Annotated in this window: 11 protein-coding genes and 1 pseudogene; 11 read left to right on the top strand and 1 reads right to left on the bottom strand. The window is 53.9% G+C overall.

Going from position 1 to position 12,015, the window contains the following annotated elements; all coding sequences use genetic code 11:
• The first annotated feature begins 25 nt into the window (after positions 1-25).
• The 3 genes and pseudogenes from KOE80_RS04525 (at position 26) to KOE80_RS04515 (ending at position 3,092) form a co-directional block, all read left to right on the top strand.
• A complete protein-coding gene (locus KOE80_RS04525; protein WP_226348469.1) occupies positions 26-1,081 on the top strand; it encodes a TRAP transporter substrate-binding protein in 1,056 nt (351 codons plus the stop codon).
• 66 nt (positions 1,082-1,147) lie between these two features.
• Positions 1,148-1,813 (top strand): TRAP transporter small permease subunit, encoded by a 666-nt coding sequence (locus KOE80_RS04520; RefSeq protein ID WP_226348468.1) that lies wholly within the window; start codon positions 1,148-1,150, stop codon positions 1,811-1,813.
• Positions 1,810-3,092: pseudogene (locus KOE80_RS04515) on the top strand (TRAP transporter large permease). The gene KOE80_RS04520 and the pseudogene KOE80_RS04515 overlap by 4 nt, the downstream one beginning before the upstream one ends.
• Before the next feature lie 213 nt (positions 3,093-3,305).
• On the opposite strand, the gene KOE80_RS04510 reads toward KOE80_RS04515, so the two are convergent.
• On the bottom strand, positions 3,306-4,220 hold the full coding sequence (locus KOE80_RS04510; RefSeq protein WP_226348467.1) for a LysR family transcriptional regulator: 915 nt from the start codon (positions 4,218-4,220) through the stop codon (positions 3,306-3,308).
• A gap of 84 nt (positions 4,221-4,304) precedes the next feature.
• Here KOE80_RS04510 and KOE80_RS04505 point away from each other — a divergent pair, with 84 nt between their 5' ends.
• From KOE80_RS04505 to KOE80_RS04470, 8 genes are all read left to right on the top strand, one after another.
• The gene (locus KOE80_RS04505) at positions 4,305-5,636 is read left to right on the top strand and encodes an acyclic terpene utilization AtuA family protein (RefSeq protein ID WP_226348466.1); all 1,332 of its coding nucleotides are present in this window, start codon (positions 4,305-4,307) and stop codon (positions 5,634-5,636) included.
• Positions 5,629-6,006 carry a hypothetical protein gene (locus tag KOE80_RS04500; RefSeq protein ID WP_226348465.1) on the top strand — a complete coding sequence of 126 codons (378 nt, stop codon included), beginning with the start codon at positions 5,629-5,631 and terminating at the stop codon, positions 6,004-6,006. The genes KOE80_RS04505 and KOE80_RS04500 overlap by 8 nt, the downstream gene beginning before the upstream one ends.
• A gap of 37 nt (positions 6,007-6,043) precedes the next feature.
• Entirely contained in the window at positions 6,044-7,012 is a 969-nt protein-coding gene (locus KOE80_RS04495; RefSeq protein ID WP_226348464.1) for a Bug family tripartite tricarboxylate transporter substrate binding protein, read from the top strand.
• A 12-nt stretch (positions 7,013-7,024) separates the two neighbouring features.
• On the top strand, positions 7,025-7,705 hold the full coding sequence (locus KOE80_RS04490) for a 3-oxoacid CoA-transferase subunit A (RefSeq protein WP_226348463.1): 681 nt from the start codon (positions 7,025-7,027) through the stop codon (positions 7,703-7,705).
• Positions 7,706-7,716: 11 nt separating this feature from the next.
• Positions 7,717-8,364: a 3-oxoacid CoA-transferase subunit B gene (locus tag KOE80_RS04485; RefSeq protein ID WP_226348462.1), complete on the top strand. Its 648-nt coding sequence runs from the start codon at positions 7,717-7,719 to the stop codon at positions 8,362-8,364.
• 675 nt (positions 8,365-9,039) lie between these two features.
• Complete coding sequence (locus KOE80_RS04480; RefSeq protein WP_226348558.1) at positions 9,040-10,029, top strand: carbohydrate ABC transporter permease; 990 nt, start codon at positions 9,040-9,042, stop codon at positions 10,027-10,029.
• Complete coding sequence (locus tag KOE80_RS04475; RefSeq protein WP_226348461.1) at positions 10,022-10,858, top strand: carbohydrate ABC transporter permease; 837 nt, start codon at positions 10,022-10,024, stop codon at positions 10,856-10,858. Before KOE80_RS04480 ends, KOE80_RS04475 begins: the two co-directional genes overlap by 8 nt.
• Positions 10,859-10,867: 9 nt before the next feature.
• On the top strand, positions 10,868-11,995 hold the full coding sequence (locus KOE80_RS04470) for an ABC transporter ATP-binding protein (RefSeq protein WP_226348460.1): 1,128 nt from the start codon (positions 10,868-10,870) through the stop codon (positions 11,993-11,995).
• The last annotated feature ends 20 nt before the right edge of the window (positions 11,996-12,015 follow it).

Here is a 12,015-nt window from a genome sequence, read left to right as displayed (position 1 = left end):
ATCATCTACTGAAGGCGGAGATAGCATGAAACCTATGAAACACCTTGTACTTGGCGCCCTGATGGCCGCCAGCCTTGCTGGCCCTCTTGCTGCACAAGAGCTGAAGAAAGATCACTTTAAAGTCGTCGGAATCGCCTCGACGATCCCAGTCGCCATTCATGACGAAAAACCATTCTGGACAGAGACGCTGCCTCAGCATTCGGGTGGCAAACTGACAGCCGATTTAACCCCGATCGAGCAGATGGGCCTGGATGACCAGTCTATGTTGCGTTTGATGAAGATGGGTGTCATGGACTTTGCAGGTATCGACATTACCAAGCTGGCGGGGGACGATCCACGTTTTGAGGCCTGCGACCTTGCCGGTACTTTGCCCGATGTGGATCAGGCGCGTCAGGCCTGCTCTGCATATAAAGAGGTCCTGCGTGAGCGGATGATAAAAAACTGGGGTACGGAACTCCTGGCGATAGGTGCAAGTACGCCGCAGGTAGTGTGGTGCCGTGGAAACGTGGCTTCTTTGGCCGACCTGAAAGGCAAAAAGGTGCGTGTTTTCAACAATACCTTGAGGGACTTCATGAGCGGGGTGGGTGCCACCTCGGTGTCAATTGCATTCTCGGAGGTCGTGCCGGCGCTGAACAATGGCGTGGTCGATTGTGCTGTGACCGGTACTCTTTCGGGCAATACGGCGGGCTGGGCAGAAGTGACCGGGTCCGTATTCATGTTGCCGCTGGGCTGGAGTTTCAATGCAGTCGCGGTTAACAAGAAGCGTTGGGAAGCGTTGCCAGAGGAAACCCGCCATTTCCTCACGGCGGAATTTGCGGCTTATGAGGACAAAATGTGGGCCACGCTGCATGTCAGTATCGAACAGGCAGCCCTGTGCAACACCGCTGCCGCGGACTGCAGGTTTGGCAAGCCGGAAAAGGTGACATTGAATATGCCTTCGGAGGCGGACCTGGAGCAAGCGCGCAAAGTCGTGGCCGACTATGTTTTGCCTGGCTGGGCAAAACGCTGCGGTACGGCGTGCATCACCGATTGGAATAACCATATCGGCAAGGTGACGGGCGTATCCATTGCCCTGAAGTGACTGACCAGGCCTGGCTGTGGGCGCAGCCGGGCGCTTGTTCCACTTGAATAACGAGGAGAGCGTCTCATGAGCAATGTGACGTCTGCAGTTGATGGTCGTATCCCACCGGGCGCAGAAGGACAAAGCGAGTTCATGCTCCGCTTGCTGAGTATGGTCCGCATGATCGCACGGGGCGGGCTATGGTTTGGAGGCGGTGTGATTACCGCCGCCGCGCTGTTGATTGGCCTGGATATTATGCTGCGGGCTGGCGCGGGCATGGCCATCGACGGCACCGATGAGCTTGCGCGTTTCGCTTTGGCGATCTCAACGACGTGGGCCCTGGCCGGGGCTTTGCTCGACCGTGCGCATATCCGGGTCGATACGGCCTACGCCCAATTCCCAGGTGCGGCACGCCTGGTCATGGACCTGATGGGGCTGGTGGCATTTTTCATTATGTTCGGGCTGATTTTCTATTACGGCCTGGAACTGATCTCGCAGTCCTGGGTCAGCGCAGCGCGCTCCACTTCGGCCCTGCAAATTCCGATGGTTATTCCGCAAGTCGTCTGGCTTGCGGGGATCGGCGTGTTCCTGATGACAGACCTGGTGCTCTTGGCTGTCGCCTTGTACTTGATTGCGACTCGGCGTGCCCAGGCCGCGGCGGTGCTGACCGGCATGAAGAGCGCTGATGAAGAAGTTCGCGAGGAACTTCTAGCGGCTGATGCCATGCATAAGCTTGGAGGCTTAAGCTCATGATTTTCACCTCTCTGGGAAGCTTGCTGGGGCTGCTGTTTTTCGGCATTCCTGTGGCGGCCACGCTGACACTCGTGGGGCTGGTCCTTTCTGAAACATCCTCACCGCTGCCGCTGCATTATGCGCTGGCGGAGATGACCTGGACGGTCTCCAACAACTTTCTGCTGATCGCTATTCCGCTGTTTATCATGTTGGGCGAGCTGCTGCTGCGATCAGGGCTCGCCTCCAGGATGTACTCTGCGCTGGTGTTGTGGATGCCGTGGCTGCCAGGTGGGCTGATGCACAGCAATATTGCGGCCTGCGCCATGTTTGCCGCGACGTCGGGGTCGAGCGTGGCCACCGCCGCCACGATCGGAACCGTTGCGCTCGAAGAGGTCAAGAAGAATTCCTATAACGAGTCGCTCTTTTTGGGAACGATCGCCGCCGGGGGGACGCTGGGTATTCTTATCCCGCCTTCGATCAACTTGATCCTGTATGGTGTCCTGACTGAAACCTCTATCCCGCAACTCTACCTGGCCGGGCTGATTCCTGGTTTGCTGCTTGCAGGCTTGTTTTCTGTGGTTGTGCTGGTGTTTTGTCTGTGGCGTCCAAAATGGGGGGGAACGCCTATACGGACGGACTGGTCGGCGCGGATACGTGCGTTGCCGGATCTCTTGCCGCCCTTGCTTATCTTTCTGTCGGTGGTTGGGACGATCTATGTGGGGTGGGCTACTGCAACCGAGGCAGCAGCAATAGGGGTATTGGCCACCTTTGGCATTGCGGCAGCTTATCGATGTCTTACGCTGAATGTCATCAAGCAGGCATTCGAAGGCACAATGCGCACTTCGGCCATGATTATGGCAGTCATGTTTGGCGCTTACTTTCTGAACCTTGTGTTTGGTGCGGTCGGACTGCCGGCAACCGCCAGCAATTGGATTGGCAGTATGAATCTGTCGCCTTTCGAGCTCTTTTGCCTTGTGGTCGTTTTTTATCTTATCTTGGGCATGTTTATGGAAACGTTGTCGATGATGGTGGCAAGCGTACCCATCATTGCGCCCATTTTGGTGTCGGCGGGCTTTGATCCTATCTGGTGTGGCATCGTTGTCGTTATTTTGATGGAGATCGCGTTGATTACTCCGCCTGTCGGACTCAATCTGTTTGTGGTGCAGAGCGTGCGGGGACGGGGCGAATACACGATGTTTTCCTGGGGGCCGCGCCGTTTGTCGCCATTATGGTCGTATGTGTGTTTATTCTCTATGCGTTTCCGCAAGTGGCGTTGGGATTGCCGCAAATGATGCGCTGACTGCCCCGGTCGATTTGAAAGCCATCGGTTCTCAGACTGGTGGCTCCTGAATGTGATACACCTGCTTTTTTTTGTCGCTGGGCCGCCCCAAGACACAGATAGCGCCCACCCGGGGGGAGTTCAGAAGCCTTTGGCGATGCCGCTACCGCTTTAACAAGTGCTGATTGGATTGACTGACCGAATAACATGGGAAGCGGTCGGTCACGCTTATCCCTAGACGTTGCGCCATGTCTGCGTGGTCTTTGCGATCTCGCTGCGTAAAAGAGACGAAAGAATCTCAGCGGCGGGGGACAGCGTGCGTCCTCGCCTTTTGATCAGCCCTACATCTCTGGTGATGTCCGGGTCTTTCAAGGGCATTGCGCACAGCAGCGGATCGTCATTTGTTGGCCACGCTATGCTAGGCAGTATGCCAATGCCAAGTCCTTTGGATATGAATGCCGTGATCGTGCCAAAGTGAGAAGCCAAACAGACTGCATCGTTCAGTTGCACGCCGTGGGCGGCCAACGTGGCGAACAAGCTCGGTAAGCCGGTCTCCGATGACATCATTACGAGCTTGTAGGGCTGCAGGTTCTTCCATCTGAGGATGTGCTCGCCCGCCAACGGATGATCCCGTCTCATGACCACGCCTATCCGGTCTTCAAGGAATGGCGTGAACTGTAACTGGTCATGGCTTTGGGATTCGCTCGCAATCCCGATTTCCGCTGCGCCTGTCAGGAGTCGCCCCTTTACGCCGTTGGAATTGTCCTCCTGTACGCTGATGCAGAGCCGAGGATGGGCCTGATGGCATTGCAGGATGACGTCAGGCATCAGCTTGATGGCGATAGAGGACAGGCATGATATTGACACCATACCAATATGTCCGCTTTTAAACGAATTGGCCACATCGAATATTTCGTCGAGTTCGCTAAGTGTGTAGCTCAGTCGCTGAATAATGGATTCGGCAAACGGGGTGAGCTGGACACTGCGTGTCGTACGGTCCAAAAGTCGACTTCCCAGTGTTTTTTCTAGGCGGCTGATGGCCTGACTAAGGGCCGGTTGGGTCATATCTAATTCTTTCGCGGCAAGGCTGAAGTTGCGCAGCTTGGATAACAGTACGAGAGCGCGAAGATGCCGTAGGGATATATTCATAATATTATCGAATAGATATATAGGTTCTATTGCATTGAATTATATATCGGAAAATTTATACTGCCAATGTACTAGGAGAGAACCATGACCACGACATGTCGTATTGGCGGTGGCGCAGGCTTTGCGAGCGATCGCCTCGACGCAGCCCTTCAATTGGCCGAATCATCGGATATAGACACATTGACGCTGGAGGTGCTGGCAGAGCGGACCCTCGCTTTGCAGCATATGGAACGAGGTAAAGGTAAGTTTGCCTATTGGCCTTTGCTTGATCGAAGTATGCGCACTTTGCTTCCAACCATTGTGCGCCGCGACATCAACATTATTAGCAATATGGGGGGGGCAGATCCTGACGGCGCGACTGAGCATGTTCGCCGTATCGCGGCGCAGCTCGGTTATTCCGGCATGGCGCTGGCCACGGTGACAGGAGACGATGTGCGTGAGCAGGTTTTCAAGTTTGATCCATGTGTCGTTGAAACAGGCGAACCTCTTTCGAAGCTGGGCCGCGACGTCATTGCTGCCAATGCCTATATAGGGGCCCACTCCATCATCGAAGGCTTACAGCTAGGCGCACGGGTGGTTATCGTCGGACGAGCTACCGATTCGGCTCTTGCCTTAGGGGCTTGCGCCTATAAACTGGGGTGGCAAGCGGGGCAATGGGACAAGATTGCGGCAGGCGTTATGGCAGGCCATCTCAGTGAATGTTCAGCGCAGGTCGCAGGGGGCTACTTCGCCGATCCTCCTCTCAAGACTGTAGACCGTTTGTCGGAAGTAGGCTTCCCTGTCATTGAAGTCGAAGAAGGCGGAACACTATGGATATCCAAGGCACCGGGCTCTGGAGGAAAAATCAACCGGCAGACCGTAATCGAGCAGATGTTATATGAAGTTCATGACCCTTGCGCGTACCTTACCCCCGATGTGACGGTGGACTTGACGAACGTCTCGGTCGAGGAGGTCGATGGACGCGTAAAGGTTACGGGCATTCGAGGAACAGCCCCTCCTCCAACCTTGAAAACGCTGTTGGCTGTTGAAAATGGTTATGTGGTGGAAGGAGGCATCTCATTTGCGGGCATTAATGCCGTCAGCCGTGCCCGACTGACTCAAGGCATATTAGCGGACCGTTTTCCCAAGCTGCACATCCAGCCCTCGAGTTGGGTTATGAATATCATTGGTATGGATAGTTGCGTCGTCAATGGCCATAACCAAGTGGTGCCAGGGGAGGCGCGTCTGCACATCGGCGTGCGTGCTCTGAATGCGGATCAAGCCGAGCAGATTGCGGCTGAAATAGAAGGCTTGTATACCAATGGCCCGGCCGGGGGAGGTGGAATTCGATGTACCGTCCGCCGCTCCATTCAAATGATGAGCTGTCTGCTGCCTAGCGATTTAACGACTACATCGGCGAGGATAAGTCATGTCTGAAACGTCCAATACCGCTTCTGTTGAACTCTATTACCTGGCCCACGCCCGATCAGGCGACAAGGGCGACACGCTAAGTATCTGCGTCATCCCTTATGAGCCTCAGGATTATGGGCTCCTTGCAGCACAGTTGCAGCCAGAACACGTCAAGGAATGGATGGGTGATAGCGTACGCGGCACAGTAATGCGTTTCGATTTGCCGAATTTATCAGCCTTCAATTTTGTCATGCATCAAGCTCTTGATGGCGGCGTATCCGATAGTCTCTATCTGGATGCTCATGGCAAGACGCGCAGTGGCGTTTTGTTATCGATGCCTATTCGTGTTCCGGATACTCATCCGGCGGTGGCACTCAAAAAAATAATGACTACATAAAAGCTTCATTACATTCAATCGAACATAGGGGGACTTTATGAAATTCGTCAATCGTCTTATCGCATGTATCGTACTTGGCCTAAGCGTGGCCGCACCTGCCCTGGCCACCGACTTCCCAACCAAAGCCGTACGTTTGGTCGTGCCGTTCTCGGCCGGCAGCGCCACTGATATTCTTGCCCGGACTTTGTCCGAACGTCTATCACAAGAGTGGGGGCAGCCCGTTGTCGTGGAGAACAAGGGCGGCGCGAACGGATTCATTGCCTCCAACATGGTCGCACGCGCACCTGCAGATGGCTATACCATTTTGGTCACGGCAAACACAACGCACGCAGGTAATGTGGCGCTTTTCAAGACCTTGCCGTATGACCCTGTGGCGGACTTTGAACCGTTAGGCCGCTTGGGAAATATTCCGCTTGCGCTAGTGATAAATCCCTCCATTCCCGCCAATAATGTCAAGGAACTGATCGCATACATACGGGCCAATCCCGGGCGGATTTTCTTCGGAAGTGGCAGTACCTCTGCACGTGTCGCAGGCGAAATGCTGAAGGCTGCGGCTGGCCTGGATATGGTCAACGCTCCTTATAAGAGCAATCCCGAGGCAGTGATGGACCTTATCGGCGGCCATGTGCAGATGATGATTGCCGACGTCGCGACTACTTTACCGCCCGCTAAAGCAGGGCAGGTCAAGGCTTTGGCTGTTGCATCGGCAACCCCGACCGCGCTGGCGCCAGAACTCCCCACCATTGCTGAGTCTGGCGATCTGCCCGGCTTCGAAATGGTCGGTTGGTTTGCTGCTTATGCGCCCGCAAAGACGCCTGCTGATGTAGTGGAACGGATCAACAACGTGTTGACCGTGGCGCTGGCTGACAAAAACGTCGTCAAACGCCTGCACGCTGCCGGCATTGAGGCTCAAAGCAGCACACCCGATGAATTGGCTAAATTTCAGGCCTCAGAGACCGAGAAGTGGAAAAGCCTGGTGCAAAAAGCAGGCATTCCTGTTCAATAGCAAGGCGACCACATGATCAACAAATTCATTGCTGCCATCGACGATGCCGTCTTTGACATTCACGATGGTGCGACGGTACTGATCGGCGGCTTTGGTGGTGCGGGAATGCCGACGGAACTCATCCATGCACTGATCGACCAAGGGGCGCGAGAATTGACTGTCGTGAACAACAACGCTGGCAATCATGATACTGGGCTGGCGGCCTTAATCAAGGCGGGTCGAGTACGCAAAATGATCTGCTCGTTTCCCAAGGCCAGCCATTCATGGGTGTTCAATGAGATGTATAGCGCCGGAAAGATCGAGTTGGAATGCGTTCCGCAAGGCACCATTGCGGAACGCCTCCATGCCGGTGCTGCGGGCTTGGGGGGGATTTACACCCCTACCGGGTATGGCACTGATCTTGCCAAGGGTAAGCCGACGGCACAGATCGATGGCAGGCACTACGTCTTTGAAAAGCCGCTTAAAGGCGACTTCGCACTTGTCAAGGGCGAGTGCGCGGACCGGTGGGGTAATGTGGTCTACCGTAAAACACAGCGTAATTTCGGTCCAGTCATGTGTATGGCGGCGGGCATCACTATTGTTCAGGTCCGATCGAGATGCGAACTAGGTGAGCTTGATCCCGAGCATATCGTTACGCCCGGCATTTTTGTACAGCGTGTTGTGCAGGTCACCCATCCCACTTTTTCTAGTTGAGGTCTGCTGACATGAAGCATCGATTAAGCCGCGACCAGATGGCGGCGAGACTAGCTGCAGACATATCTGACGGCAGCTACGTCAACATTGGTATAGGTCTACCTGAACTTGTTATGCAACACCTGCATTCTGATCGCGAAATCATTCTGCAGAGTGAGAACGGGATTCTGGGCATGGGTCCGCTGGCCCTTGAAGGCCACGAGGACCTTGAGTTGATCAACGCCGGGAAGAAGCCCGTGACATTGCTGGCGGGTGCTGCGTTCATGGATCACGTGACTTCGTTCACCATGATGCGCGGAGGTCACCTAGACATTTGCGTCATGGGTGCTATGCAAGTGTCCAGGGCGGGTGACTTGGCAAACTGGAGTTTGGGGCGGCCTGATGAGCCGCCGGCCGTAGGGGGGGCAATGGATCTTGCTGTCGGAGCTCGGCAAGTATTCATCTTGATGGAACACAATGCCAAGGATGGTAGCCCCAAGGTCGTCGACGAGTGCACACTGCCGCTAACAGCTATGGGGGTCGTAACAAGGATTTATACCGATCTGGCGGTTCTCCACGTTACGCCCGAAGGTTTACGTGTCGCGCAAATTAACGAGGGCCTGGAATTCGAGGCCCTCCAGGCTTGCACGGGCACGAGACTTCTGCCCCTTGATCTTTAAGTCGTTGGAGGAGGGCCCATGGGCCCTCCTCTTATTCCGATACGGATCGTGTAGCCTGTGGCCCAATGAGTTCTCGTATTTTACGAGAAGTGACGAACCGTAGAGTGTTGGCCAAGAATCAGTGCAAGTAGCCCAACATCATCGAGCAAACGCGCTGCTAATGGGGCTTAACAAGCACGGTGGTATGGATGTGGCCGAGGTGCTTTGGCGCAAGCTCAAGTCTTGGCCGACAAGTGCTTGAGCGAGCATAACGAATAGTTCTTTGCGATGGTTTGCGGTTTGTTCCCCCGATCGAAAGATTGAGTCAATCCATTTTCGTCAGTTCCCTACCTACTTCGTCCAAAACAAGACCAGGACAAAGGGCACGGTTGCCATCTCCAAAACACGTTGTCATATGACAGGCCTTGAGAAAACTAGGGGAAATACTAGTGCTTCGAGAGGGTGCATACTCAGTGCTGACGTATATGATGTCACATATGTTCTTGAAAAGAGATTGGCTGCTGTTTGATTGTATATAGCCTGCAGATAGGCGGTATGTATTCATCATCTGTTAGCGATCACCTCATTGGTTTTGTTGTATCACTCATATGAGGTCATATATCACTGGTGCGTACTTCCAAGACGGAATGTGTGCTGTTACCGGCACGTGGTTCATGTCGATTGAATACGGCCGTGATGGCGCGACATTGCGTATCAATACTTAAAACCAGAATCACTGGAGTTCATGGAGACACTTATGATGCATCCCCCCTTCTTTTCCGTTTTGGGGTTGCTATGAACGAAAACAGAATCCTGGGATTGGCGTATTTGTCGCCATATATCATCGGGTTGGTCCTGTTCACGGCATTTCCCTTCGTCTCGTCTTTTCTACTCAGCTTCACAGAATATGACCTGATGAATCCTCCCGAGTATGTCGGCTTGAGCAATTATCAACGTATGTTTTTCGAGGATGATTTGTTCTGGAAGTCTATGGGTGTGACATTTGCCTATGTGTTTCTGACAGTGCCGCTCAAGTTGGCGTTCGCGCTCTGGATTGCATTTGTCTTGAATTTCAAGCTGCGTGGGATTGGTTTTTTTCGCACGGCTTATTACATCCCCTCGATATTAGGCAGCAGTGTTGCTATTGCGGTTTTGTGGCGTGCCTTGTTTTCTATTGATGGCTTGCTCAATAGCTTTATTGGTGCGGTCGGGTTTGATCCGGTCAATTGGCTGGGTGAGCCTTCGCTGGCGCTGGCTTCAGTGACCTTGCTGCGTATCTGGCAATTTGGTTCGGCCATGGTGATTTTCCTGGCCGCGCTGCAGAACGTGCCGCAATCTCAATACGAGGCCGCCTTGATCGACGGCGCATCGCGCTGGCAGATATTCATGAAAGTGACGATACCGTTGATTACGCCCGTCATTTTCTTCAATTTCATCATGCAACTGACCCAGGCGTTCCAGGAGTTTACCGGGCCGTATGTAATTACCGGTGGCGGGCCGACTCAATACACCTATCTGTTTTCTCTTTATATCTACGAAGCCGCATTCAAGCATTTCGAGATGGGTTACGGCGCAGCGCTGGCGTGGGTGCTATTTCTGTTAGTGGGGATATTAGCCGCGCTAGCCTTTAAATCGTCGAAATACTGGGTGTTCTATTCGGCCGACAAAGGAGGCAAGCATGGATAAGAAATGGAGCGCCTGGGTTCGGGTTTCGGTCCTGGCGATAGTGGGTTTGCTGATGCTTTATCCCTTGGTATGGATGTTTGCGGCGGCTTTCAAGCCTAATAATGAGATTTTCAGCACGTTATCGTTAATTCCTCGGGAGCCCACCAGCGCAGGGTTCGTCAATGGTTGGCGCACAGGCACGGAATACACTTTTGGGCACTATATCGTGAACACGTTCAAATACGTTATTCCCAAGGTGGTGTTGACGGTGGTGTCATCGGTCATTGTCGCCTATGGCTTTGCCCGCTTCGAGATTCCCTGGAAGAAATTCTGGTTTGCAACGTTGATCGGCACCATGTTGCTACCCAGCGCGGTACTGCTGATCCCGCAGTATTTGATGTTTCGCGAAATGGGAATGCTCGATAGCTATTTGCCGCTGTATCTGCCGTTGGCTTTCGCTACGCAGGGTTTTTTCGTGTTTATGTTGGTTCAGTTCTTGCGAGGCGTGCCGCGCGACATGGAAGAAGCGGCGCAGATCGATGGTTGCAACTCCTTGCAGGTGCTCTGGCACGTGGTCGTACCCATACTTAAACCGGCGATCATTTCGGTCGCTCTGTTTCAGTTCATGTGGTCCATGAACGATTTTATCGGTCCGCTCATTTATGTTTACAGCGTGGAGAAATACCCCATCGCCCTGGCTCTGAAGATGTCGATTGACGTGACGGAAGGGGCACCGTGGAACGAGATCCTTGCGATGTCCAGCATCTCCATACTGCCTTCCATCATTGTGTTTTTCCTGGCACAGCGTTATTTCGTCCAGGGTGTCGCCAGCAGCGGCATCAAAGGTTGAGGAATTTTCATGGCTGAAGTGATTTTCAAGCAATTACGGAAAACGTATTCCAACGGTTTTGAGGCGGTGCATGGCATTGATCTGAAGATCGAAGATGGCGAGTTCATGGTGATCGTGGGCCCCTCGGGCTGCGCCAAGTCCACCACGCTGCGTATGCTGGCGGGGCTTGAATCGATCAGTGGGGGTGAAATACGCATTGGCGATCGGGTGGTCAATCCGTTGCCACCGAAGGATCGGGGCATTGCGATGGTGTTTCAGAATTACGCGCTCTATCCCCACATGACGGTACGTGAAAATTTGGCGTTTGGTCTGAAGCTTAGTCGTTTGCCCAAGGCGGAAATCGAACGTCAGGTCAGCGATGCAGCCCGGATGTTGGAGCTTGAGGATTTGCTGGATCGATTGCCGCGTCAGCTCTCGGGCGGTCAGGCCCAGCGAGTGGCGGTGGGACGCGCCATTGTCAAAAAACCGGACGTCTTTTTATTTGATGAGCCTTTGTCCAATCTGGATGCCAAGCTGCGTGCCTCCATGCGTGTGCGGATTTCCGATTTGCACCGGCAACTGCGGCAAAGTGGTCGCCCTGCGACCAGCGTCTACGTAACCCACGATCAGACGGAGGCCATGACCATGGGCGATCGCATATGTGTTATGAAACTGGGCCACATCATGCAGGTAGATACGCCTGACAAGTTGTATCGCTATCCCCGCAATATGTTTGTGGCAGGTTTTATCGGCGCACCAGAGATGAATATCCGGCCTACTGAGTTGGTGCATGAGAACGGCACGCTTGGCTTGCGTGTAGGCGGTTCGGTGTTCACCCTGCCTGCGGCGGTGGCCGCGAAAGTTGCAGCGCATGGCGCGCAGGACGTGCATTACGGTATACGCCCGGAGTTTGTGAGCGTATCGATCGCCAAGCCAAATGGCGAATCTGCCCAGGGGCGCTTGCTGCGCGTGGAGAACATGGGGCATGAGTTCTATCTTTACATCTCGGTGGATGATGGCGAGATCATCAGTCGCATGAGTGCCGAGCACGCTTCGGATGTCGTGGTCAATGGCCTGGGCCAGACCGTTTATTTCCAGTTTGAGTCCCGGCAATGCCATGTGTTCGATACGAGCACTCAAGAAAACATTTCGCTCTGAACGGAGCCAACCTAGGGGAG

Origin of the sequence: Alcaligenes sp. 13f, from assembly GCF_020496585.1 — a bacterium.
Lineage (GTDB): Bacteria > Pseudomonadota > Gammaproteobacteria > Burkholderiales > Burkholderiaceae_B > Alcaligenes > Alcaligenes phenolicus.
The sequence above is the reverse complement of the archived record's forward strand: the minus strand, read 5'-3'. Positions and strand labels throughout refer to the sequence as shown.